This window comes from Leisingera sp. ABM4_101, from assembly GCF_056158725.1.
Genome location: NZ_JBSWTV010000002.1, coordinates 1,762,091 through 1,784,624, shown reverse-complemented (window position 1 = coordinate 1,784,624; position 22,534 = coordinate 1,762,091). Strand labels below are relative to the sequence as shown.

Here is a 22,534-nt window from a genome sequence, read left to right as displayed (position 1 = left end):
CCGGGCTTAGACGATGATGATGGTCAGGACGGTCAGAACGGCAGAGCCGATCACCACGAACCAGCCCAGCTTCTCGGCCTGCTCCAGATCCAGCATCATGCCGTTGTCCCAGATCAGATGCCGGATGCCCGCCAGCGTGTGATACCACAGGCCCAGCGCCGACAGCGTCATCACCAGATCGCCGAACCAGCTGGTCAGCAGGCCGTTGGCAACGGCGAAATACCCGGGCGAGGTTGCGGCGGCCAGGAACCACCAGGCGATCAGCAGCGCCGAGACGATCAGCGCATTGCCGGTGATCCGTGTCAGGATCGACGTCACAGAGGTCAGCTGCGGCCGGTAGACCTGCAAGTGCGGCGAAAGCGGGCGGTTGCCCCGATTGACATCGGCCATGTTGGCTCCTTTCCGGTTGGCTGACGACGTTTTAGCCGATTTTTACGTCGTGTCACCCGAAGGAAGGGTTAAAAACCGTGTGAAATTGCTCCGTTGGCGCTAAAAGGCCACGGCTTGTGATCACAGCAAATAATTAGTGATCACAAATCTCCGGATTGAAAAATTTTTGCAGAATCAGGGGCTGTTCTGCAAATCACTGCAAAGCCCGCGCCCGTTTGCCCGCCCCCGGGAGAAGCGCCGCGGTCTGCCTGGCAATCTCTCTCACCAGTTTTTTGCGTATTCTTGACGGATAGTCGGCAAAGCTGGCGGCTGTGACCACAAAGGCCCCTTCGCCGCGGATCACATTTTCATAGAAATAGGCGGTCAGGTCCGGCTCGCTCTGTTCGATCGCAATGGCATTCACGGTTACTCCGGCAGCCGCCAGCGCTGCATGGGCCTCGCGCGGCTCCGCACCTTCATTGGAGAACCCGTCTCCGGACACATCTATCACCCGGCGCCTGCACTCCGGCACAGCCGAAAACTGCTCCAGCGACAGAAACAGCGCCTCCCCTACTGCGGTGGAATAATTGCGCCAAGGCCGCGGCGCTTGTTCGATCCGCTGCGCCAGCGCTTCGACGTCAGCAAAACCCTGCACTTGCGCCCAGGGCAGCGTCACCTCCTGGCGCAACTCGCCTGACCATTGCAGCAGCAGCACCTGAGCGCGCGCTTTGACCAGCGCCTCTGACACTACCCCGTCGCGCAAGCCGGCCGCCAGCCCATCCATCTGAACACGGTATTCATCGGCATCGACAGAGCCGGAGACATCCACAGCAAGGACCAATGCCAGATCGCAGGCCGCCGTGCGCAGCGGCCAGAGGGAGAGCATGGAGAAAACCAGAAGCTGCAAAACCCGCATGCCGCCAGCTTAAGCGGCAATCCCGGGAAAGGTCATCACTTTTCTGCCAGCAGGGGATGCCCCCTGCCGCTTCTTTCTGGTCCGAAATACTCCGGGGGTGAGCAGGCCGCGCCTGCGAGGGGGCAGCGCCCCCTCTTTGATTACTTCGGCATCAAGGCCCAATAGTCGAGATCCAGCAGCACATCCTGCAGGTACTTGCCGTCCTCGCCCTTCAGCTCAAACGGCGCGCCGCCCCTGGTGGCCACCAGCCGCAGCCGGATTGCGCCGACGCCAGGTGCCGTGGTATCCGCCTTGTCCAGCACCTCGGACCAGGCCCGCACCGTCAGACCCGACAGGCAGGGGTTGGCGTGCGCCCCGCCGTTCAGGCCGACGATCATCTGCGCATTGGCAAGGCCGTTGAAGGACAGCGTCCGCGCCAATGAGATCACATGGCCACCGTAAATCAGCCTTGTGCCATCGGGGCGCGCCGTATTGTCGAAATGCACCTTGGCAGTGTTCTGCCACAGCCGGGTCGCCATCATATGCTCGGCTTCCTCGATGGTGATGCCATCCACATGGTCGATGGTCTCACCCACCTCGTAATCGCCCCAGCGGTGCGGCTCGCCGGCCAGAGTGAAGTCGTAGTTGCTGAAATCCAGTCCGGCAGGGATCACCAGCTGGTCTGCCGGGATCACCTTGTTCAACTCGGGGATCACCGTTGCCGGTGCTGGCGCATCCAAGTCGCGTTTACGCACCATCACCCAGCGCACGTATTCCATCACGCATTCATCACGCTGGTTCAGCCCGCGGGTGCGCACATAGACCACGCCGGATTTGCCGTTGGAGTTCTGCTTGAGGCCGATCACCTCGGACTCCGAGCGCAGCGTGTCGCCGGGATAGACCGGCAGCAGCCAGCGCCCCTCGGCATAGCCGAGGTTCGCCAGCGCGTTCAGAGAAATGTCCGGCACCGTCTTGCCGAACACCACATGGAAGGCCGCCAGATCGTCCAGCGGCGCCGAGGGCAGACCAGAAGCCCGGGCAAATTCATCCGAAGAATAGAGCGCATGGCGCGCCGGGTAGAGCGCATGGTACAGCGCCCGCTCGCCGCCCGATACAGTGCGGGGCACTGCATGGCGGATCACTTCGCCGACGGCATAGTCTTCGAAAAACCGGCCCGGATTGGTCTTGGCCATCAGTGTTCTCCCAGTTTGGTCTCAGGGGTGTAGGTTCCGTCCGCTTCCTTCACCACTGCCTGGCCGCAGCGCATGATCCCCTTGACGGGATCAAAGGTCTGGGTCGGGCTGCCATGCAGCTCCCAGCCCTTGTTCAGCGCATCGGTCACCTTGTGGCAGAAGGCAGAGGTGTCGTCCTCGGACAAAAATCGGTAGAGTTTCATGGCTTCCTATCTTGCTGAGGGCCTATCCCGGAAAAGGCGACGGCCCGACCATGGAATGGACGTAGCCGATCACCCCCATCAGGACAATCGAGGCGGCAAAGAACATCGCATCCTTGGCAATCGAGCCCTTCGGCCCCGGCTGCCACTCAGGTTCGGACCGGTTGATCACGATGACCTCAGCCACCGCCCAGGCCAAAAGCCCGCCGAACAGGATGATCGAAGCCAGATCGCCATTGACCAAGAGATGCGCCGTGGCCCAGAGCTTGAAGCCCGCCAGCATCGGATGGCGCATGCCGCTCAGCAGCGCGCCTTTCTTCGGCGCCGGGCTCATCATGTAGATGGCGATCAGCACCAGCAGGTTGTTGATATGCACCATGAAGGACGGCGGCGCCCAAACATGGATGAAATCCGTGCTGCGGTAACCCAGCACCATCAGCACAACGCCGGCAACCAGCACCAGCGCAACCGCGCCGCGCCCGCCGTTGCCCATGGCGGCGCGGGCATCCGGCGCCAGCCGCTTGAACAGGTGGCCGCCCCACCACAACAGGATGCCTATGAGCAAAAGCGTCATCTCAGTCTCCCAAAGCTGTTAAACGCGTCAACAGCTAGGCCGAAAGCGCGGCGATTGCATCCGCTTTTGCCAGGATCTCACGCGCCGTCACCACATGCAGGTTCTCAACTATCCGGCCATCGACGACAGCAACACCCTGCCCTGCGGCCTGCGCCTCGTCAAAAGCGGCGATCTGGCGGCGCGAGGTATCGATCTCGCGCTCGGTCGGGGCAAAGGCAGCATTGGCCACCTCCACCTGCGCCGGGTGGATCAGGGTCTTGCCGTCAAAGCCCATGTCGCGGCCTTGCGCGCATTCCGCCGCCAGCCCCTCAACATCCTTAAACGCGTTATAGACGCCATCGACGATCACCAGCCCCTCGGCCTTGGCCGCCAGCAGGCACAGGCCCAGCCCTGCCATCATCGGCATCCGGTCGGGACGGTAGCGAGTCTGCAGTTCCTTGGCCAGGTCATTGGTGCCCATCACCATACCCTGCAGCCTGGGGTGCGCCGCAATCGCCGCGGCATTCAGCATCCCGCGCGGTGTTTCCATCATCGCCCACAGCGGGATATCCCCGGTGATTTCGGCCAGCGCATCCAGGTCCTCCGGCGCACTCACCTTGGGCAGCAGAATCGCGTCGCAATCCATCTTGGCCGCGGCAATGGCATCCTCGCGGCCCCAGGGCGTGTCCAACCCGTTGATGCGCACGATTTTCATCCGCGCGCCATAGCCGCCGGCCTCCAAGGCTTGTGCCAAGGTCGCACGGGCATTGGGTTTTTCATCGGCCGAGACAGCGTCCTCCAGATCAAAGATCACGGCGTCCACCGGCAGGGTTTTGGCCTTCTCCAGCGCACGCGCGTTGGAGCCGGGGATATACAAAACCGAACGGTAAGGGCGCGCGCGCGGGTCCATGGAACCTCTCCAAAAGTTATTTTGTTGCGTAAAGCGGTACAGATTCGATTGTATACTTTCAAGTACAATTCCGCCGCAGCGCAGCGTAACCTTTCGCGCGATTGCAGCAAGCAACTGATAAAATGTGTGAATTTCCGGCGAACGCCCAGTTAACCACTTATCAGCACCTGGCAGGCACACTGAAAGATACCAAGGCACAGGACACTGCCGCCGCACCAGGCCGCACCTGATGCCTGCAGGCATGGGGCCTGCATTTCGAATTGCGTTACACACCGGCCCGCACAGGGACACCGGGGGCTGCCGTCAGGCACCCTGCTCTGTCCGGCCGTTCCGGAAAGGGTAAAACGAGATGAAACACTCAATCTTCGCACTGCCGCTGGCGCTGGCCGCGCTGGCCCTGGCCGCCGCGCCTGCCACCGCCCAAAGCCGCAACTGCGCCCCGCGCGATACAGTGGTGAAACGGCTGGCCGAAAAATACGGCGAAAGCCGCCAAAGTATCGGCATGGGCCAGCAGGGCATGGTGATGGAAACCTTCGCTTCCGCCGACACCGGCAGCTGGACCATCACGGTGACCACCCCCAACGGCATGACCTGTCTGGTCGCCTCCGGCCAATCCTATGAAGTGCTGGCAGAGGCGCTGCCGGACGCCGAAAGCGACGCCTGAGCAGTCTTTGAGGCAGGTTTCCAGGCTGTCTGACAAGCGGCCGGGGATGCCGTGCGGGCTGGCCGCAGAAAGCAACTGATGAGCAGCAGTCAGGTCAGCCCGTCCCAGATCAGCTTGGTGCCGGTCACCAGCAGCAGCACATAGGTGAACGCAAAGAACCAGCGTTCCGGAATGCTATGATGCAATTTCACTCCCAGCCAGGCGCCGAGCAAGGCAAAGGGCGCCAGCAGCAGGTCCAGCAGCAGGGTTTCACGTGTGAACATCCCCAGCCCCGCATAGGGCACCGCCTTGGCAATATTGATCGCCCAGAAGATCAGAACCGTGCAGGCCTGGTATTCAGTCTTCCGCAACTTGAGGCTGAGGAGATAGACCGCGGCCGGCGGCCCGCCCGCGTGGCTGACAAAACTGGTGAACCCCACCGCCAGCCCGGCCAGCGCCCCTGCCCCCGGTGGACAGCGGCGTCTCAGTGGCCAGCCGCAGCCCCAGACGCCCGCGCAGCTGCCACAGCACAAAGCCAACGGAAACGGCTCCGATCAGCACCCGCATCGCATCCGCATCCACCGCGGCGTAAAGCCAGGCGCCCAGTGCCACGCCGGGCAAGCCGCCGCCAATCAGCAGCAATGACGCCCGCAGGTTCCAGCGCCCCCAATAGGGCCGCAGCGTGGCCATGTCGATCAGCATCAGCAAGGGCAGCATCAGCGCCAGCGCCATGCCCGGCTCCAGCACCAAAGCCAGAATCGAAGCCGAGGCAAAGGCCGCGCCGGAACCGAAACCGCCCTTGGACACGCCCGCAAAAACGACCGCAGGAATGGCAAAAACGAAAAACATCGCATCAATTGCTGCCATCACCCGCCCTCTGAAACCCCCGGATTACTGACGGTTTAGCGGTATCAACGCGGTATACACAAGCATACAGCACCCTTTGCCGCAGCGCAGAACCCTTGCACGGCCCGGTTTTACGCCGTAGGCATCAGGAAATTTCAACCGGACCGGAGACATTTTCCAATGGCACGACCCAAAATCGCCCTCATCGGCGCAGGTCAGATCGGCGGCACCCTCGCACATCTCGCAGCCCTCAAGGAACTGGGCGACGTCGTTCTCTTCGACATTGCCGAAGGCATCCCCGAAGGCAAGGCGCTGGACATCGCAGAATCCGGTCCCTCCGAGGGCTTCGACGCCTCCCTGAAGGGCACCCAGTCCTATGAGGACATCGCAGGCGCCGATGTCTGCATCGTGACCGCCGGCGTGCCGCGCAAGCCGGGCATGAGCCGCGACGACCTGCTGGGCATCAACCTGAAGGTGATGAAATCCGTCGGCGAAGGCATCCGCGACCACGCGCCGAACGCCTTCGTGATCTGCATCACCAACCCGCTGGACGCGATGGTTTGGGCCCTGCGCGAATTCTCCGGCCTGCCCCACTCCAAGGTCTGCGGCATGGCCGGCGTGCTGGACTCCGCCCGCTTCCGCCACTTCCTGGCCGAGGAATTCGGCGTCTCCATGAAAGACGTCACCGCATTTGTTCTGGGCGGCCACGGCGACACCATGGTGCCGTCGGTGCGCTATTCCACCGTTGCCGGCATCCCGCTGCCCGACCTGGTCAAGATGGGCTGGACCACCCAGGAGCGCCTGGACGCGATCCTGCAGCGTACCCGTGACGGCGGCGCCGAAATCGTTGGCCTGCTGAAAACCGGTTCCGCCTTCTACGCGCCGGCCACCTCCGCAATCGAAATGGCCGAGGCCTATCTGAAAGACCAGAAGCGCGTGCTGCCCTGTGCCGCCTATTGCGACGGCGAGCTGGGCGTCAAGGACATGTATGTGGGCGTGCCCACCGTGATCGGCGCCGGCGGCATCGAAAAGGTGGTGAACATCCAGCTGAACGAAGAAGAACAGGCCATGTTCGACAATTCGGTCAACGCCGTGAAAGGCCTGGTCGAGGCCTGCAAGGGCATCGACAGCTCACTGGCCTAAGCCGCAAAGCTTCAGACAGTTCAGAGGGTCCGCTTCGGCGGGCCCTTTTCCTTTTGCCGCAGCGTCGCGGTTCCGGCGGCTGACGTTTTTGCGCCATGATACGGCGGTAGCGGCCTATGGCATGCAACCTCGAATCACAGCCGTTAAGCTTCCGCTAATTTGTGATCACACCCCTGAAAACCGTGATCACAAAAGTTGAAAATCTTCATCATTTCCCTGCCCCCTGTCAAAAAAGCCTTTAACACTTGGCTTTAAGACGGCCTATTGAAGCCAGACAATTGCAGCCAGACGGGACAGTTTCAAATGAACATCCACGAATATCAGGCCAAAGCCCTCCTTCGCAGCTACGGTGCCCCGGTGTCCGACGGACGCGTGGTGCTGAAGGCCGAAGACGCCAAAACCGCCGCAGGCGAACTGGACGGGCCGCTTTGGGTCGTCAAGGCACAGATCCATGCAGGCGGCCGCGGCAAGGGCTCCTTCAAGGAAGCCGACGCCGGCGAAAAAGGCGGTGTGCGCCTGACCAAATCCGTGGAAGAAGCGGCCGAGGAAGCCAAGAAGATGCTGGGCCGCACCCTGGTCACGCACCAGACCGGCCCGGCCGGCAAGCAGGTGAACCGCATCTACATTGAGGCGGGCTCCGGCATCCAGACCGAGCTGTACCTGGCGCTGCTGGTGGACCGCCAGACCTCGCGCATCTCCTTTGTCTGCTCCACCGAGGGCGGCATGGACATCGAGGAAGTGGCCGCCGCCACCCCGGAAAAGATCCTGTCCTTCTCTGTCGACCCGGCCACTGGCTACCAGGCCTACCACGGCCGCCGCATCGCCTTCTCGTTGGGCCTTGAGGGCGCTCAGGTCAAGCAATGCGTCAAGCTGATGGGCCAGCTCTACAAAGCCTTCGTCGAGAAGGACATGGAGATGCTGGAGATCAACCCGCTGATCGTCGGCGACGACGGCAGCCTCAAGGTGCTGGACGCCAAGGTCGGCTTTGACGGCAACGCGGTCTACCGCCACGCCGATGTGGCCGAACTGCGCGACACCACCGAGGAAGACCCGAAAGAGCTGGAAGCCTCCAAGTACGACCTGAACTACATCGCGCTGGATGGCGAGATCGGCTGCATGGTGAACGGCGCAGGCCTGGCGATGGCCACCATGGACATTATCAAGCTTTACGGCGCTGAGCCTGCCAACTTCCTTGACGTCGGCGGCGGCGCCACCAAGGAGAAGGTGACCGAGGCGTTCAAGATCATCACCTCCGACCCCAACGTCAAAGGCATCCTCGTGAACATCTTCGGCGGCATCATGCGCTGCGACGTCATCGCCGAGGGCGTGGTTGCCGCGGTCAAGGAAGTCGGTCTGAAGGTACCGCTTGTGGTCCGCCTTGAAGGCACCAACGTTGAGCAGGGCAAGGAGATCATCAACACCTCCGGCCTCGACGTGATCGCCGCCGACAACCTGAAAGACGGCGCCGAGAAGATCGTGAAAGCGGTGAAGGGCTAAGGGCCAGATCCGGTGAAGGCGGCTGTCTACCTCATAGGCTTGCGGCAGGCGACGGGCCGGGCGGAGCTGATGCAGCGGGAGCTGGATCAGGCCGGGCTCTCGGCTGAGCGCGTTGATGCGGTGGACAGCACCGAGATCAGCCGCGAGGAGATGCTCAAACAATGCGCACCTGAGGGCAACTGGGGCTATTTCCAGACCAAGGACATGGCCTGCACCCTCAGCCATGCCAAGGCCTGGGAGGCGCTGCTGGCGTCAGACGCCGATGTGGCGCTGATCCTGGAGGATGACGTTTTCCTGTCGCCCGACACCGGCGCCTGGCTGGCGGATCTGTCCTGGTGGCCCGCAGATGCCGGCATCGTCAAGTTCGAACGCTGGCGGGCCAAGAAACTGCAGGTGGCACTTGGCAAGGATGGCTTCACCCATCTTGGCCGCGAGGTGCGCCAGATGCTGTCCCGCCATGCCGGCGGCGCGGCCTATGTGATCTCGCGCCAGGCTGCACAGCACCTGCTGGACAGCCGCCCGTTCGAAATCACCCTGGACAACTTGCTGTTCAACTTTGACGCCTCGCTGCCGGCGCGCGCGCTCAAGGTCTATCAGGTGCAGCCTGCACTTGCCGAACAGGGCAACGAGGCCCCCGGCGAGCACGCTATCGGCCCGACGCGCCACCGGCCCAAGGGCTGGCCGCTGATCCGCCAGAAACTCCGGCGCGGGATCTATGAGTTCCGCGGCGGCTTCCGAATACTTCCCAGCGTGGTCCTGGGGCGGGCCACCCTCGAAAAAATCCGCTTCGACGGCCGTTCCCTGGCCACCCCGCAGACCCAACATACACATACCGCTTGAAGGAACCAAAAACATGGCAGTCCTCATCGACGAAAACACCAAGGTCATCTGTCAGGGCTTTACCGGCTCTCAAGGCACATTCCACTCCGAGCAGGCCATCGCCTACGGCACCCAGATGGTCGGCGGCGTGACCCCCGGCAAAGGCGGCCAGACCCACCTGAACCTGCCGGTCTTCAACTCGGTGCATGAAGCCAAGCATGTGACCGAAGCCAATGCCTCCGTGATCTACGTGCCGCCGCCGTTTGCCGCGGATTCCATCCTTGAGGCGATCGACGCCGAAATGGAAGTGATCGTGGCGATCACAGAAGGCATCCCGGTTCTGGACATGATGAAGGTGAAGCGGGCGCTGGAGAACTCCTCCTCAATCCTGATCGGCCCCAACTGCCCCGGTGTGATCACCCCCGACGCCTGTAAGATCGGCATCATGCCCGGCCACATCCACCGCCGCGGCTCCGTCGGCGTGGTGTCCCGCTCCGGCACCCTGACCTATGAGGCGGTGAAGCAGACCACCGACGTGGGCCTGGGCCAGTCGACCTGCGTCGGCATCGGCGGCGACCCGATCAAGGGCACCGAGCATATCGACGTGCTGGAATGGTTCCTGGCCGACGATGAGACCGAGAGCATCATCATGATCGGCGAAATCGGCGGCTCCGCCGAGGAAGAAGCGGCGCAGTTCCTGGCCGATGAGGCCAAGAAGGGCCGCAAGAAGCCGGTGGCAGGCTTCATCGCAGGCCGCACCGCCCCTCCGGGCCGCCGCATGGGCCACGCGGGCGCGATTGTCGCCGGCGGCAAGGGCGGCGCCGAGGACAAGATCGAAGCGATGAAATCCGCAGGCATCGTTGTCGCCGAAAGCCCGGCCGGCCTGGGTGAAGCGGTGCTGAAAGCGATCGGCAAGTAAGATGGCTCCCGCAGCGCGCCATGGCAGTGTCCAGCGCTCGTCCCGGCGGGGAGGGTGCGAAGCGCCCGCCCCGTTTTGCCGGAGGCAAACCTCCGGTTTGACGGGGGCGGGACGGGCGCTGCCAGGCGCCCTGCGCCGGGCAATCGTGTGCATGCTTGCTTTAGGCATATGCCCTGCTGCCAATGCTGAAGCCCATGAATTCAAAGAATTTGCCAGCCTTGTTTCCGCGTGTATCGATGAAACCAGCTACGATCTTGAAAGGCATGGCGCAGTTGCACGTTTGCATTCCGAGCTTTCGCTTCGCCCGCTCGCTCAAAACGAAGAAAAGAAATTCGCGTCACTTTCCTTAAATGCGGCTTTGAGCAGATCGTTTGTTTCTCTTGAAGATCTGCCTGCTGAGGCGCTGAAGAAGTTTTTTTCCAATGATGATTTTTCCGAGCGCTGGTATGACAGAATTCATGAAAAAAACCGTTCGGAACTAAGCCGCGCAAAGCAGCCTGCGTTGTTTAGAGAAAGCGCCATGCTTGACGACAAGCGGCGTGTGCGCTCCCTTTGGTGGTTCGATGGCGATCACAAGCTGCCTATCGAGTTTTCCCTTTCCAGCTTGGTCAGAGGTGCTTTTGCAGTCTGCACCGTAACAAACATTCCTGAGGATTGGGCAACAGCTCTGTTGTCGCACGAGGACCTGTCATTTAGCGCGTCCAGGGCGGATAGCTATGAGCACTTCACTGCTAAGATTGACACATTTCCTGGCATTCTGACGTCTCTGTTCCACTCGGCAACCGGGCGCGAACAAGAGCATGACATGCTGCAGGCAGAAATTCACCTGATGCAGTTTCCCGATTTTTTACCCGAGGGAAGTAGTTCTTCCCCTTGGGTACTTACCGTCAAGACAATCCCGACCCTGTGAGGCTAAGATGACCGAACAAAGCCCAAACGACCTCTTCCACGCCTCCTCTTTCATGCAGGGGCACAATGCGGAGTATCTGGAGCAGCTCTATGCCCGTTACGCCAATGACCCGGGCGCGGTGGATGCCGCCTGGGCCGAATTCTTCCGCCAGATGGGCGACGCTGAACTGGACGTGAAGGCAGAGGCCAAAGGCCCCTCCTGGGCGCGCGGCGACTGGCCGCCGGCCCCAAATGACGTTCTGACCGGCGCGCTGACCGGCGAATGGCCGGCCCCCGCCGAGGCCAAGGGCGCGGGCAAGAAAATCAAGGACAAGGCCGCTGCCAAGGGCGTTGAGGTCACCGATGATCAGATTCAGCGCGCGGTGCTGGACTCGATCCGCGCCCTGATGCTGATCCGCGCCTACCGGATCCGCGGCCATCTGGCGGCTGATCTGGACCCGCTGGGCATGCGCGCCGCCACTCCGCATCCGGAGCTGGACCCGAAATCCTATGGTTTCACGGACGGCGACATGGACCGGCCGATCTTCCTCGACAACGTGCTGGGCTTGCAGGTCGCCACCATGCGCCAGATCGTCGAGATCGTGAAACGCACCTACTGCGGCACCTTTGCGCTGCAGTACATGCATATCTCCGACCCGGAGCAGGCCAGCTGGCTGAAAGAGCGGATCGAGGGCTACAACAAGGAAATCACCTTTACCCGCGAGGGCCGCAAGGCGATCCTCAATAAGATGGTCGAGGCGGAGGGCTTCGAGAAATTCCTGCACGTCAAATACACCGGCACCAAACGGTTTGGCCTCGACGGCGGCGAGAGCCTCATCCCGGCGATGGAGCAGATCATCAAGCGCGGCGGCGCGCTGGGTGTGCGCGACATCGTGATCGGCATGCCGCACCGCGGCCGCCTGAATATCCTCGCCAATGTGATGCAGAAACCCTACCGGGCGATTTTCAACGAGTTCCAGGGCGGCAGTTTCAAGCCCGAGGACGTGGATGGCTCCGGCGACGTGAAATACCACCTCGGCGCGTCATCTGACCGCGCGTTTGACGGCAACAATGTCCACCTTTCCCTCACCGCCAACCCCTCCCACCTGGAGGCGGTGAACCCGGTAGTTCTGGGCAAGGTCCGCGCCAAGCAGGATCAGTTGGGCGACAAGGACCGCAGCCAGGTGCTGCCGATCCTGCTGCATGGCGACGCGGCCTTTGCCGGCCAGGGCGTGGTGGCGGAATGCTTTGCGCTCTCGGGCCTCAAGGGCCACAAGGCCGGCGGCACCATGCATATCGTGGTGAACAACCAGATCGGTTTCACCACCGCGCCGCATTTCTCGCGCTCCTCCCCCTACCCCACCGACAACGCGCTGGTGGTTGAGGCGCCGATCTTCCACGTGAACGGCGACGACCCGGAGGCGGTGGTGCACGCGGCCAAGGTCGCCACTGAGTTCCGCCAGAAGTTCCACAAGGACGTGGTGCTGGACATCTTCTGCTACCGCCGCTTCGGCCACAACGAAGGCGACGAGCCGATGTTCACCAATCCCTTGATGTACAAGAAGATCAAGGGCCACAAGACCACCCTCAGCCTGTACACCGACCGCCTGGTCAAGGATGGCCTGATCCCCGAAGGGGAGATTGAGGATATGAAGGCCGCCTTCCAGGCGCATCTGAACGAAGAGTTCGAAAGCGGCAAGGACTACAAGCCCAACAAGGCCGACTGGCTGGACGGGCGCTGGTCGCATCTGGACAAGAAGGACGCAGACTACCAGCGCGGCCGCACCGCGATCGCGCCAGAGACCCTGGCCGAGATCGGCACCGCCCTCAGCCGCGTGCCCGAGGGCTTCCCGCTGCACCGCACCGTCGGCCGGGTTCTGGACGCCCGCGGCAAGATGTTCGAGAGCGGCGAGGGTTTTGACTGGGCCACTGGCGAGGCGATGGCCTTTGGCTCGCTGATGCTGGAAGGCTACCCGGTGCGCCTCGCGGGCCAGGACGCCACCCGCGGCACCTTCTCGCAGCGCCATTCCGGCATCGTCAACCAGGAGACCGAGGAGCGCTACTATCCGCTCAACAACATCCGCGCGGGCCAGTCCCAGTACGAGGTGATCAACTCGGCGCTCAGCGAGTATGCGGTGCTGGGTTTTGAATACGGCTACTCGCTGGCGGAACCCAATGCACTCACTCTGTGGGAGGCCCAGTTCGGCGACTTCGCCAACGGCGCCCAGATCATGTTCGACCAGTTCATCTCCTCCGGTGAAAGCAAATGGCTGCGGATGTCGGGCCTCGTCTGCCTGCTGCCGCACGGGTTTGAGGGCCAGGGGCCGGAGCACTCCTCCGCCCGGCTGGAGCGCTTCCTGCAGATGTGCGGCCAGGACAACTGGATCGTGGCCAACTGCACCACGCCGGCCAACTACTTCCACATCCTGCGCCGCCAGCTGCACCGCACCTTCCGCAAGCCGCTGATCCTGGTCACGCCGAAGTCGCTGCTGCGCCACAAGCTGGCGGTCAGCAAGGCAGAGGAATTCACCACCGGCTCCAGCTTCCACCGGGTGCTGTGGGACGACGCGCAGCACGGTAACTCCGACACCCAGCTGGTGGCGGACGACAAGATCAAGCGTGTGGTGATGTGCTCGGGCAAGGTCTACTACGACCTCTTGGAAGAACGCGACGCCCGCGGCATCAATGACGTCTACCTGATGCGGATCGAGCAGTTCTACCCGTTCCCCGCCATCTCGATGGTGAAGGAGCTGGAACGCTTCAAGCAGGCGGAAATGGTCTGGTGCCAGGAAGAGCCCAAGAACCAGGGCGCCTGGACCTTCATTGAGCCCAACATCGAATGGGTGCTGACCCGCATCGGCGCCAAGCACACCCGGCCCGTCTATACAGGCCGTGCCACCTCGGCCTCGCCCGCAACCGGCCTGGCCAGCGAACACAAAGCCCAACAAGCAGCCCTCGTGAACGAAGCGCTGAGCATCTGAGGATAAAGAGACATGACAACCGAAGTCCGCGTACCCACCCTGGGCGAATCCGTGACCGAGGCCACCGTGGCCACCTGGTTCAAGAAGCCCGGCGACAGCGTCAATGCCGATGAAATGCTTTGCGAACTGGAAACCGACAAGGTGACTGTCGAAGTGCCCTCGCCTGCCGCCGGGACATTGGGCGAGATCGTTGCCGCAGAAGGCGACACCGTCGGCGTTGATGCGCTGCTGGCCACCCTGACCGAAGCCAACGGCGCTGCCGCAGCCCCTGCCGCGCCCTCTGCTGGAAAGGCGGCGGCACCGGCTCCTGCTGCTGCGTCCTCCGGCGATAACGGCGCGCCGGTGCCGGTCATGGTTCCCGCACTTGGCGAGTCGGTCTCCGAGGCGACTGTGTCCTCCTGGTTCAAAAAGGTGGGCGACAGCGTCGCGCAGGATGAAATGCTGTGCGAGCTGGAAACCGACAAGGTCTCTGTCGAGGTTCCCGCCCCCGCACCCGGCGTGCTGACCGAGATCATGGCGGCGGAAGGCGCCACCGTGCAGGCTTCCTCGCAGCTGGGTGTGATCGCCTCCGCCGCCGCCGGTGCCGCCGCAGCCCCTGCCGCAGCCCCTGCCCCGGCCGCCGCTGCCGGCAGCTCCAAGGATGTGGCCAACGCACCCTCGGCCGAAAAGGCTATGGCAGAAGCCGGCATTGATGGCACGCAGGTCGCCGGCACCGGCCGGGACGGGCGCATCATGAAGGAAGACGTCGCCGCCGCCGTGGCCGCTGCCAAGGCGGCGCCGCCCGCGGCACCTGCCCCGGCACCTGCCCAGGTGCGCGGCCCCGTCACCGCCGATGACGCGGCGCGTGAAGAGCGGATCAAGATGACCCGCCTGCGCCAGACCATCGCCAAGCGCCTGAAGGACAGCCAGAACACCGCCGCCATGCTGACCACCTACAACGAGGTCGACATGACCGAGGTGATGGCGCTGCGCAACGAGTACAAGGACCTGTTCCTGAAGAAGCACGGCGTAAAACTGGGCTTCATGTCCTTCTTCACCAAGGCCTGCTGCCACGCGCTGAAAGAAGTGCCGGAGGTCAACGCCGAGATCGACGGCACCGACATCGTCTACAAGAACTTCGTCCATATGGGCATCGCCGCGGGCACCCCCACGGGCCTGGTGGTGCCGGTGATCCGCGATGCGGACGCGATGTCCTTTGCCGCCATTGAAAAGGCGATTGCCGAAAAAGGCGCCCGCGCCCGCGACGGCAAGCTGTCGATGGCCGAGATGCAGGGCGGCACCTTCACCATCTCCAACGGCGGCGTCTACGGCTCGCTGATGTCCTCGCCGATCCTGAACCCGCCGCAGTCCGGCATCCTGGGCATGCACAAGATCCAGGACCGCCCGATGGCGATCAACGGCAAGGTGGAAATCCGCCCGATGATGTATCTGGCGCTGAGCTATGACCACCGCATCGTCGACGGCAAAGGCGCCGTGACCTTCCTGGTCCGCGTCAAGGAAGCGCTGGAAGATCCGCGGCGTTTGCTGATGGATTTGTAATTAGCTAATTTCCTCTCCGCTGGGCGGGCTATTCCGCCCAGCGGGCAATTCTAGTAACAATACCTCTATTCGATTGGTTTCCCTGAGATGGACCCTAAATGGACAAATCCCGGTATTGAGAACCAAAGAAAAAGAGAATTTTGCAAATTCACCAACGACCTCTTTAAAGAGACTGATCGTGGATGTGTCATCTCGGCCGTTTCGTACCTTGAACTTTTGGTGGAGCGCATCGTTCTTGCACAACTTGGCGACAGCAAAGCTGCGAAGAATTTGACTGGTACTATGCGTCCTCTAGGGGAGTTTAGTGCGCGGTGTGATTTTTGCCTCTGTTTGGGTTTTATTAGTTCAATCGAGCGAAGTGCACTTCGCCAAGCTGCAGAAATTCGCAACAAGTTTGCGCACAATCTTTTTATCGAGTTTTCGGACGAGAGCATTCGAAGCAAAGTTGGCGAACTCAGAAAACATCCTTCGAAAGAAGTCGATGAACAAGAGCTAAATTGGGTTGCCAAGAGCGACTACCGAGCGACCTTTGTAAACTGTGTGAGTTTGCTAGCTTCAAAGATGTTACATCGAGACTTTCTTGTTTCTGAGTCAGTTCGGGAACGAACTGTCGACATCCCAAAGCAGCATACCGAACTCCTAGCACTCATGGACCAACCAGAGGCAGGACAGGCATGACCCTCCCGCTCTGGGGCCTTGTCTGCCTCTCGATCCTCGCCCTGATCCACGTGAGCTGCGACAGCTTCCTGCTAAAGCTATCCGTTGGCAACGCCTGGACCGCAGGCCCGCGCGACACAGCCGTCAGCCGCGGCGCGCGGGCAGGGCGGGCGCGGCGGGCCTTCACCAACTTTCTGGAAACCGCCCCGGTCTTCATCAGCCTCGCCCTGGTTGCGGAACTGGCCGGCCTCAAAAGTTCCCTGATCACCACCGGGCTCTACACCTACCTCGCGGGCCGCGCCCTCTGCCTGCCCGCAAACCTCAGCGGCGTGCCTTACCTGCACACCGCAATCTGGCTCATCGCGACCAGCGGCCCCGCCGCCATGCCCGCAGGGGCGCTCCGCGCATGATGCTTCTTCTGGCCGAAAATATCCCGGGGGAGGCCCGCCAGGGCCGGGGGCAGCGCCCCCTTCCTGACACGGCCAAGCGCACGACGGGATTTCTTGAGCGTAGTCAAAGCGCTCCCCTGCCCTTCCGGTCCATCCTGCTTCCAGAACGGAATAAGGAGAAGACCAATGGCAACTCATGTGCTCTGGCAGGCCGACGTAGCCGATTTCAACGCCTGGCTCACCGTCTTCAGGCAGGACAAGCGCAACCGGCAGGCCGCCGGCATCACCGATCTGAACGTCTGGAGCGATCCGGACCGGAAAAACCACGCCGTGGCGCTGTTCGCGATCACCGATCTGGAGAAGGCCCGCGCCTTTTTCGGCTCGGAGGAACTCGCCATGCACCTTGAACGCGACGGGGTCACCAATATCTCGATCAAGATGTTGACCCCCGTCTGATCCTAAGACCACTATCCCCTAACGCGTGTTCCGCCAAACGGAACCAGGGAGAACAGAGGAAAACCGACCCATGTCCCAATATGACGTCATCGTAATCGGCGCCGGCCCCGGCGGCTATGTCTGCGCCATCCGCTGCGCCCAGCTGGGACTGAAGACAGCTGTTGTCGAGGGGCGCGAGACCCTTGGCGGCACCTGCCTGAACGTCGGCTGCATTCCCTCTAAGGCGCTGCTGCATTCAACCCATCTGCTGCATGAGGCGGAGCACAACTTTGCCCATATGGGCCTCAAGGGCAAAAGCCCCTCGGTCGATTGGGACCAGATGAAGGCCTACAAGGACGAGGTCATCGGCCAGAACACCGGCGGCATCGAGTTTCTGTTCAAGAAGAACAAGATCGACTGGATCAAGGGCTGGGCCTCCATCCCGGCGGCCGGCAAGGTGCAGGTCGGCGGCGAGGTGCATGAGGCCAAGAACATCGTGATCGCCTCCGGCTCGGTGCCCACCTCCATTCCGGGTGTGGAGATCGACGAAAAGATCGTGGTCTCCTCCACCGGCGCGCTGGAGCTGCCGAAGATCCCCAAGAAACTGGCGGTGATCGGTGCGGGCGTGATCGGGCTGGAGCTGGGTTCGGTTTATGCCCGCCTCGGGTCGGAAGTGACCGTGGTGGAATACATGGACGCGGTCTGCCCCGGCATGGACAAGGACGTGCAGCGCAGCTTCAAGCGGATCCTGGAAAAGCAGGGCCTCAACATCATCCTGGGCGCCGCGGTACAGGGGGTGGAGACCACCAAGACCAAGGCCAAGGTCAAATACCAGCCCAAGAAAGGCGGCGACGAGGTCACGCTGGACGCCGATGTTGTGCTGGTAGCCACGGGCCGCAAACCCTACAGCGACGGCCTCGGCCTGGATGCGCTTGGCGTCAAGATGACCGGGCGCGGCCAGATCGCCGCCGACAACCACTGGCGCACCAATATCCCCGGCATCTATGCCATCGGCGATGTGATCGAAGGCCCGATGCTGGCGCACAAGGCCGAGGATGAGGGCATGGCGGTGGCCGAGGTGATTGCCGGCAAGCATGGCCATGTGAATTACGGCGTCATTCCGGGTGTCGTCTACACCACGCCTGAAGTGGCCACCGTGGGTCAGACCGAAGATGCGCTGAAGGCCGAAGGCAAGAAGACCAAGGTGGGCAAGTTCATGTTCATGGGCAACGCCCGCGCCAAGGCCGTCGGCCAGGCTGAGGGCGGCTTTGTCAAAATCATCGCCGACAAGGAAACCGACCGCATCCTGGGCGCCGCGATCATCGGCCCGGCGGCGGGCGACATGATCCACGAACTGTGTGTGGCAATGGAGTTCGGCGCCTCGGCCGAGGATGTGGCGCTCACCTGCCACGCCCACCCGACCTATTCCGAAGCCGTGCGCGAGGCCGCTCTGGCCTGCGGCGACGGACCGATCCACAGCTAAGCGCCGGGCAGAGAGAATTCAGCAAAAAGGGCAGCTTGACGCAGCTGCCCTTTTTCCATTGGCAGGGCGGCAAAGACCGGCTCTAGTGCCCCTGCAATGCAGCCACAGGAGGCCATCAATGCCCGTTTCACTGCAAGTCATCTACCCTGTCAGCGAAGAAAGCCGGTTCGATCACGGCTATTATGCCGCGGCGCATATGGCGCTGGTGGACGAACATATCGCACCGCACACCCAAAGCATCATTGTGACCAAAGGGCTGGCCGGCGGCACGGATGCGCCCGCGCCTTACCATGCTGTCGCAACTATGGTTTTTGCCGATCAGGCGGCAATGGATGCGGCGATGCAGGCGGCCGGCCCCGCCCTGGCCGACATCCCGAATTTCACCAACGTGCAGCCGCAGATCCTGATTGGCGAAGTGATCCGCTGAAAGGGCGCCGGGCTGGCAAGGGGTTGTCCTGCCAGCCAGGCCCGGCACAACGGCCGGCAGGTGAGTGGTGGCGCAAACGCCGGACGGTTGCGCTGGCTGAAATACAAACGCGCAGCAGCCGGATTTCCGCCGCAGGTTCCGAAAGCCGGCGCACAAAAGTTTTGCAAAAACTTTTGCCAAGGAAATTTGAATTTCCTTGCGCCGCCTGCCGCAGCCGCCGCCGCAGATCAGCTCTGCAGCGCGGGCTGTCCTGGATCGAAGCCCGCCTCGCGCATCAGCGCTGCGGAACGGCCTTCAACCCTCGCTTCCAAGTCTTTCATGAAGGCTTTTGGCCGCATCCCGGGCGCCATCGGCTCAAGGAATTCCACCACCCCAAGGCCCGGGTTTCGCATCAGCCCGTTGCGGGGCCAGAAAACGCCGACATTGGTTGCCACGGGAACACAGGCTTGTCCCAGCCCCTCATAGAGCACCGCTGTGCCAACTTTGTATGGTTTCTCGGCGCCCGGCATCACCCGCGTCCCCTGCGGGTAGATCACCAGCTGGCCCGGCTCCCGGCTTTGCGCAGCGACATCTTTGACCATCTTGGCAATCGCCGCACCGCGCTTGCCGCGGTTTACCGGCACGCAGCCCAGACGGCGGGCATAAACCCCGATCACCGGCGTCCACAGCAATTCCCGCTTCATGATGAAACGGGCCGAAGGCAGCGCGTTGAAGATGATCAGAATGTCCAGAAAGCTCTGATGCTTGGCGGCAATGATCACCTCGCCCTCAGGCACCGGGCCGCGCACCTCGGTGCGGATCCCCACCATCCAGGACGCGCTCCACAGCACCCAGCGGCAATAGGTTTTGCAGGCCGCCCGGGCGCCCTTGCGCGACACCACCGCCCAGGGCGCGAACACCAGGCCCAGAACCAGCATCGAGGCATAAACATGGATGTCAAACAGCACCGAGCGCAGCAGCCGGAAAAGACGCATCACGACAGTTCTCCCAAACGTTTGGTGGCCGCGCGGGTGGTGGCGGCAAAGGCCACCAGCGCACCCAGCGGCGGGATCAGCAACGGCACCAGCCAACCCCAGCCCTGAAAGCCAAGCCCGGTGAGGAAACCGCCCTCGTCAGAAGCTTCCGGCATCAGCCAGACCCCGGTCATGCCCAGTGCCACACCTGCCGCGGCGCCGGTCAGCGCCCGCAGCGTGAAGCGGCGGATGAAGGCCTGGGCGATATAGCTGTCCAGCGCGCCGACCAGCCGCAGCACCTCGATCACCTGGGCGTTGGCGGCCAGCGCCGCATTGGCGGCCAGGGTGATCATCGCGGCGGTGGCGCCGCCGATCAGCAGGATCGACACCCAGGCCAGCCGCCGCAGCGCCTGCGCGGCCTCTACCAGCGGGGCCCGCCAGCGGGTGTGGTCATCCAGCACCGCGCCCGGCACTTCGGCCTGCAGGCGCAGCCGCAGCCCCTGGGCGTCATAGCCGCTTTCCTCCCCTGTCACCTCGATGAGCTGCGGCAGCGGCAGGTCGCCCAGCGGCAGGCTGGCGCCGAACCAGGGCGCCAGCAGCGCCGCCTGCTCCTCGCCGGTAAGCGCGCGGGCAGTGGCCACGCCAGGCGTCTGGCGCAGGATGTCCAGCGCCGCCTCTGTCTGCGCCGCGCGCTGCTCTGCCGGGGCATTGATGCGCAGGGTGGCGGCACGCGCCAGCTCCGAGGCCCATTGGTCTGCCAGCCTGCCTGATGCCATCGACAGCGCCAGCGCAAACACCGCCAGAAAGGCCATGGCGCCGGATACAAACAGCGTCAGCTGGGCGGTAAAGCCGCTGGGCGGCACCACCCGGTTGGCCTGGGCATCGCCCAGGATCAGCTTGCGCAGCCTGCCCTCGCTCATAGATCCGCCCCCGCCAGCTGCAATTGCCGGTTCGAAATCCGCAGCACCCGCGCCTGCACCTGGTTCTTGGCGGCGCGGATCAGCGACAGGTCATGGGTGGCGACCAGGATGGTCTTGCCCATCCGGTTCAGCTCCACCAGGAGCTGCAGCAGCCGCTGCGACATTTCCCAATCCACATTGCCGGTGGGTTCATCCGCGATGATCACATCCGGCGACAGGATCACCGAGCGCGCAAGCGCCGCCCGCTGCCGCTCACCGCCCGACAGCTCCGGCGGCAGCGCATGGGCGCGTTCCGACAGGCCGACCCAATTCAGCAATTCCCGCAGATTGGCCTCCTCATGGTTCAGCTCGCGCCCCGAAACCAGCAGCGGCAGGGCAATATTTTCAATGACCGGCAGATGGTCCAGGAACCGGCAGTCCTGATGCACGACCCCCACCCGGCGGCGCAGATAGGCCATCTGGTCGCGGTCCAGCCCATGCACATCCATGTTGAAGGCGCGCACCCGGCCCGCGGTTGGCATCAGCGCCCCGTAGCAAAGCTTCAGAAGGGTGGTCTTGCCAGCGCCGGACGGTCCGGTCAGAAAGTGGAAGGACCCCGGTGCCAGCTGCACCGACACGGCATCCAGCAGCTCGCCGCCGCCGTAGTTATAGCCTACATTTTCCAGCTCAATCACTGCCGCCCCCTGATTGCGCGCCAGCTGGCGCCCGGGTGTTTTGCCCCATGGGGGCTGCAGTTTCAATGGGGGCTTCAACGGGCGTTCTGTTGCCGGGAAACCCGGGCCCGGCCCCGGCTGGGCGGGCTTGGGCGATTGACTCTTTCGCCAGACGGCCCGGCTGCATATAATCGAATGAAAACAACCTGCCGCCAGCTGGACGGCGGAATGGTGCCGAGGAGAGCATGATGCGCCTGACCTGCCCGAATTGCGCAGCCCAGTACGAAGTGCCCGAGGATGTGATCCCTGCGGAAGGCCGGGACGTGCAATGTTCCAACTGCGGCCAGACCTGGTTTCAAGCCGCGCCCGGCATTGCCGCAGCTGAAGAACCGGCAGAGGTGGCAGCCGCTGCCCCCATGCCGCAGGAAGCCGCGCCGCAACCGCCCCTGGACAGTGCCGAGGAGCAGCCGGAAGCGGACACCTCCCTTGAACCGGAGGCAGAAGCAGCGGCAGAAGCCGAGCCTGAGGACACGGCAGATTATTCCTATGATACGGCACCTGCCCAGGAAGCAGCTGAACCGGATAGCCCCGAAGTAGAAGATGCCCCCGCCCCGGCAGAGGAGGTGGCAGAGGAGATGCCAGAGGACAGCGCCGGCACTGCGCCGCCGCGCAACCGGGCGCTGGATCCGGCGCTGACGGACATTCTTCGCGAGGAGGCCGAACGCGAAGCCTCGCTGCGTGCTGCCGAAAGCCAGGGGCTGGAAACCCAGCCCGATCTGGGGCTTGAGGAGGCCGCGGCCGCAGAGGACGAGGCCGCCCGCCGCAGCCGCCAGGCGCGGGACCGGATGGCGCGCATCCGCGGCGAGGACCCGCGCCAGATTGCCGCCGCCGAAAGCGGCTCCCGCAAGGAACTGCTGCCGGATATTGAGGAAATCAATTCGACCCTGCGCTCTGCCGGCGGTGCGGCCCCCGCCCCGCAGACCGATCCGCAAGACCAGGCTGCGCGGCGTAAAAGCAGCTTTGCCCGCGGCTTCTCGGTCTCGGTCATTGCCGCACTGATCCTGGTCATGGTCTATGACAATGCGCCACTGATTGCCGAGAAGCTGCCGCAGGCGGATTCCATGCTTACCAGCTATGTCGGATGGGTGGATCAGGCCCGGCTGTGGCTGGACGGTCAGGTCAAATCACTGACCGGCGTCCAGTAACCCGCACTCAGCAACTC

At 63.0% G+C, this 22,534-nt stretch carries 23 protein-coding genes and 1 pseudogene; 14 read left to right on the top strand and 10 right to left on the bottom strand.

Annotated elements, in window-relative coordinates:
- Positions 1-6 precede the first annotated feature (6 nt).
- From sdhC to ACXAEK_RS09790, 6 genes are all read right to left on the bottom strand, one after another.
- Positions 7-390 (bottom strand): succinate dehydrogenase, cytochrome b556 subunit, encoded by a 384-nt coding sequence (gene sdhC, locus ACXAEK_RS09815; RefSeq protein ID WP_475041544.1) that lies wholly within the window; start codon positions 388-390, stop codon positions 7-9.
- 193 nt (positions 391-583) lie between these two features.
- Complete coding sequence (locus ACXAEK_RS09810; protein WP_475041542.1) at positions 584-1,285, bottom strand: DUF1194 domain-containing protein; 702 nt, start codon at positions 1,283-1,285, stop codon at positions 584-586.
- A gap of 140 nt (positions 1,286-1,425) precedes the next feature.
- On the bottom strand, positions 1,426-2,457 hold the full coding sequence (locus ACXAEK_RS09805; RefSeq protein WP_475041541.1) for a MaoC family dehydratase: 1,032 nt from the start codon (positions 2,455-2,457) through the stop codon (positions 1,426-1,428).
- Positions 2,457-2,660: a DUF1737 domain-containing protein gene (locus ACXAEK_RS09800; protein ID WP_024088976.1), complete on the bottom strand. Its 204-nt coding sequence runs from the start codon at positions 2,658-2,660 to the stop codon at positions 2,457-2,459. The genes ACXAEK_RS09805 and ACXAEK_RS09800 overlap by 1 nt, the downstream gene beginning before the upstream one ends.
- 22 nt (positions 2,661-2,682) lie before the next feature.
- Positions 2,683-3,231 carry an NnrU family protein gene (locus tag ACXAEK_RS09795; protein ID WP_475041539.1) on the bottom strand — a complete coding sequence of 183 codons (549 nt, stop codon included), beginning with the start codon at positions 3,229-3,231 and terminating at the stop codon, positions 2,683-2,685.
- 34 nt (positions 3,232-3,265) lie between these two features.
- Entirely contained in the window at positions 3,266-4,120 is an 855-nt protein-coding gene (locus ACXAEK_RS09790; RefSeq protein WP_475041538.1) for an HpcH/HpaI aldolase/citrate lyase family protein, read from the bottom strand.
- 349 nt (positions 4,121-4,469) lie between these two features.
- Here ACXAEK_RS09790 and ACXAEK_RS09785 point away from each other — a divergent pair, with 349 nt between their 5' ends.
- On the top strand, positions 4,470-4,784 hold the full coding sequence (locus ACXAEK_RS09785; protein WP_475041537.1) for a hypothetical protein: 315 nt from the start codon (positions 4,470-4,472) through the stop codon (positions 4,782-4,784).
- A gap of 89 nt (positions 4,785-4,873) precedes the next feature.
- Here ACXAEK_RS09785 and ACXAEK_RS09780 read toward each other — a convergent pair.
- Positions 4,874-5,630: pseudogene (locus ACXAEK_RS09780) on the bottom strand (sulfite exporter TauE/SafE family protein).
- Between the two features lie 159 nt (positions 5,631-5,789).
- Here ACXAEK_RS09780 and mdh point away from each other — a divergent pair.
- From mdh to ACXAEK_RS09720, 12 genes are all read left to right on the top strand, one after another.
- The gene (gene mdh / locus ACXAEK_RS09775; protein WP_475041536.1) at positions 5,790-6,752 is read left to right on the top strand and encodes a malate dehydrogenase; all 963 of its coding nucleotides are present in this window, start codon (positions 5,790-5,792) and stop codon (positions 6,750-6,752) included.
- 303 nt (positions 6,753-7,055) lie between these two features.
- Positions 7,056-8,249 carry an ADP-forming succinate--CoA ligase subunit beta gene (gene sucC, locus ACXAEK_RS09770; RefSeq protein ID WP_475041534.1) on the top strand — a complete coding sequence of 398 codons (1,194 nt, stop codon included), beginning with the start codon at positions 7,056-7,058 and terminating at the stop codon, positions 8,247-8,249.
- A 12-nt stretch (positions 8,250-8,261) separates the two neighbouring features.
- Positions 8,262-9,089: a glycosyltransferase family 25 protein gene (locus ACXAEK_RS09765; RefSeq protein ID WP_475041533.1), complete on the top strand. Its 828-nt coding sequence runs from the start codon at positions 8,262-8,264 to the stop codon at positions 9,087-9,089.
- Positions 9,090-9,102: 13 nt separating this feature from the next.
- Positions 9,103-9,987, top strand: coding sequence for a succinate--CoA ligase subunit alpha (gene sucD / locus ACXAEK_RS09760; RefSeq protein ID WP_475041531.1), 885 nt, complete (start codon positions 9,103-9,105; stop codon positions 9,985-9,987).
- 151 nt (positions 9,988-10,138) lie between these two features.
- Entirely contained in the window at positions 10,139-10,897 is a 759-nt protein-coding gene (locus ACXAEK_RS09755) for a hypothetical protein (RefSeq protein ID WP_475041529.1), read from the top strand.
- A gap of 7 nt (positions 10,898-10,904) precedes the next feature.
- Complete coding sequence (locus ACXAEK_RS09750; protein WP_475041527.1) at positions 10,905-13,856, top strand: 2-oxoglutarate dehydrogenase E1 component; 2,952 nt, start codon at positions 10,905-10,907, stop codon at positions 13,854-13,856.
- A gap of 12 nt (positions 13,857-13,868) precedes the next feature.
- Complete coding sequence (gene odhB, locus ACXAEK_RS09745; protein WP_475041525.1) at positions 13,869-15,395, top strand: 2-oxoglutarate dehydrogenase complex dihydrolipoyllysine-residue succinyltransferase; 1,527 nt, start codon at positions 13,869-13,871, stop codon at positions 15,393-15,395.
- Positions 15,396-15,482: 87 nt separating this feature from the next.
- Positions 15,483-16,073 carry a hypothetical protein gene (locus ACXAEK_RS09740; protein ID WP_475041524.1) on the top strand — a complete coding sequence of 197 codons (591 nt, stop codon included), beginning with the start codon at positions 15,483-15,485 and terminating at the stop codon, positions 16,071-16,073.
- Positions 16,070-16,462, top strand: coding sequence for an MAPEG family protein (locus ACXAEK_RS09735; protein ID WP_475041523.1), 393 nt, complete (start codon positions 16,070-16,072; stop codon positions 16,460-16,462). The genes ACXAEK_RS09740 and ACXAEK_RS09735 overlap by 4 nt, the downstream gene beginning before the upstream one ends.
- A 165-nt stretch (positions 16,463-16,627) precedes the next feature.
- The gene (locus tag ACXAEK_RS09730; RefSeq protein WP_019297079.1) at positions 16,628-16,897 is read left to right on the top strand and encodes a hypothetical protein; all 270 of its coding nucleotides are present in this window, start codon (positions 16,628-16,630) and stop codon (positions 16,895-16,897) included.
- A gap of 70 nt (positions 16,898-16,967) precedes the next feature.
- Positions 16,968-18,359, top strand: a complete 1,392-nt coding sequence (lpdA, locus tag ACXAEK_RS09725; RefSeq protein WP_475041521.1) for a dihydrolipoyl dehydrogenase — start codon at positions 16,968-16,970, stop codon at positions 18,357-18,359.
- 118 nt (positions 18,360-18,477) lie between these two features.
- Positions 18,478-18,786: an EthD family reductase gene (locus ACXAEK_RS09720; RefSeq protein ID WP_475041519.1), complete on the top strand. Its 309-nt coding sequence runs from the start codon at positions 18,478-18,480 to the stop codon at positions 18,784-18,786.
- Between the two features lie 227 nt (positions 18,787-19,013).
- On the opposite strand, the gene ACXAEK_RS09715 is transcribed toward ACXAEK_RS09720, so the two are convergent.
- From ACXAEK_RS09715 to ACXAEK_RS09705, 3 genes are read right to left on the bottom strand one after another with little or no spacing between them, the layout of a single operon-like run.
- Positions 19,014-19,760 carry a lysophospholipid acyltransferase family protein gene (locus tag ACXAEK_RS09715; protein WP_475045240.1) on the bottom strand — a complete coding sequence of 249 codons (747 nt, stop codon included), beginning with the start codon at positions 19,758-19,760 and terminating at the stop codon, positions 19,014-19,016.
- Positions 19,760-20,659 carry a cell division protein FtsX gene (locus ACXAEK_RS09710; RefSeq protein WP_475041518.1) on the bottom strand — a complete coding sequence of 300 codons (900 nt, stop codon included), beginning with the start codon at positions 20,657-20,659 and terminating at the stop codon, positions 19,760-19,762. The genes ACXAEK_RS09715 and ACXAEK_RS09710 overlap by 1 nt, the downstream gene beginning before the upstream one ends.
- Positions 20,656-21,333 (bottom strand): cell division ATP-binding protein FtsE, encoded by a 678-nt coding sequence (locus ACXAEK_RS09705; RefSeq protein ID WP_475041516.1) that lies wholly within the window; start codon positions 21,331-21,333, stop codon positions 20,656-20,658. Before ACXAEK_RS09705 ends, ACXAEK_RS09710 begins: the two co-directional genes overlap by 4 nt.
- Before the next feature lie 227 nt (positions 21,334-21,560).
- Between ACXAEK_RS09705 and ACXAEK_RS09700 the strand changes: the two genes are divergently transcribed.
- Positions 21,561-22,517, top strand: a complete 957-nt coding sequence (locus ACXAEK_RS09700; protein WP_475041515.1) for a zinc-ribbon domain-containing protein — start codon at positions 21,561-21,563, stop codon at positions 22,515-22,517.
- Positions 22,518-22,534: the final 17 nt, after the last annotated feature.

Excerpts from the sequence above, each read along its gene's own strand:
- sdhC (WP_475041544.1), bottom strand. The coding sequence starts at position 390 with ATGGCCGATGTCAATCGGGGCAACCGCCCGCTTTCGCCGCACTTGCAG.
- ACXAEK_RS09810 (WP_475041542.1), bottom strand. The coding sequence starts at position 1,285 with ATGCGGGTTTTGCAGCTTCTGGTTTTCTCCATGCTCTCCCTCTGGCCG.
- ACXAEK_RS09805 (WP_475041541.1), bottom strand. The coding sequence starts at position 2,457 with ATGGCCAAGACCAATCCGGGCCGGTTTTTCGAAGACTATGCCGTCGGC.
- ACXAEK_RS09800 (WP_024088976.1), bottom strand. The coding sequence starts at position 2,660 with ATGAAACTCTACCGATTTTTGTCCGAGGACGACACCTCTGCCTTCTGC.
- ACXAEK_RS09795 (WP_475041539.1), bottom strand. The coding sequence starts at position 3,231 with ATGACGCTTTTGCTCATAGGCATCCTGTTGTGGTGGGGCGGCCACCTG.
- ACXAEK_RS09790 (WP_475041538.1), bottom strand. The coding sequence starts at position 4,120 with ATGGACCCGCGCGCGCGCCCTTACCGTTCGGTTTTGTATATCCCCGGC.
- ACXAEK_RS09785 (WP_475041537.1), top strand. The coding sequence starts at position 4,470 with ATGAAACACTCAATCTTCGCACTGCCGCTGGCGCTGGCCGCGCTGGCC.
- mdh (WP_475041536.1), top strand. The coding sequence starts at position 5,790 with ATGGCACGACCCAAAATCGCCCTCATCGGCGCAGGTCAGATCGGCGGC.
- sucC (WP_475041534.1), top strand. The coding sequence starts at position 7,056 with ATGAACATCCACGAATATCAGGCCAAAGCCCTCCTTCGCAGCTACGGT.
- sucD (WP_475041531.1), top strand. The coding sequence starts at position 9,103 with ATGGCAGTCCTCATCGACGAAAACACCAAGGTCATCTGTCAGGGCTTT.
- ACXAEK_RS09755 (WP_475041529.1), top strand. The coding sequence starts at position 10,139 with ATGCTTGCTTTAGGCATATGCCCTGCTGCCAATGCTGAAGCCCATGAA.
- ACXAEK_RS09750 (WP_475041527.1), top strand. The coding sequence starts at position 10,905 with ATGACCGAACAAAGCCCAAACGACCTCTTCCACGCCTCCTCTTTCATG.
- odhB (WP_475041525.1), top strand. The coding sequence starts at position 13,869 with ATGACAACCGAAGTCCGCGTACCCACCCTGGGCGAATCCGTGACCGAG.
- ACXAEK_RS09740 (WP_475041524.1), top strand. The coding sequence starts at position 15,483 with ATGGACCCTAAATGGACAAATCCCGGTATTGAGAACCAAAGAAAAAGA.
- ACXAEK_RS09735 (WP_475041523.1), top strand. The coding sequence starts at position 16,070 with ATGACCCTCCCGCTCTGGGGCCTTGTCTGCCTCTCGATCCTCGCCCTG.
- ACXAEK_RS09730 (WP_019297079.1), top strand. The coding sequence starts at position 16,628 with ATGGCAACTCATGTGCTCTGGCAGGCCGACGTAGCCGATTTCAACGCC.
- lpdA (WP_475041521.1), top strand. The coding sequence starts at position 16,968 with ATGTCCCAATATGACGTCATCGTAATCGGCGCCGGCCCCGGCGGCTAT.
- ACXAEK_RS09720 (WP_475041519.1), top strand. The coding sequence starts at position 18,478 with ATGCCCGTTTCACTGCAAGTCATCTACCCTGTCAGCGAAGAAAGCCGG.
- ACXAEK_RS09715 (WP_475045240.1), bottom strand. The coding sequence starts at position 19,760 with ATGCGTCTTTTCCGGCTGCTGCGCTCGGTGCTGTTTGACATCCATGTT.
- ACXAEK_RS09710 (WP_475041518.1), bottom strand. The coding sequence starts at position 20,659 with ATGAGCGAGGGCAGGCTGCGCAAGCTGATCCTGGGCGATGCCCAGGCC.
- ACXAEK_RS09700 (WP_475041515.1), top strand. The coding sequence starts at position 21,561 with ATGCGCCTGACCTGCCCGAATTGCGCAGCCCAGTACGAAGTGCCCGAG.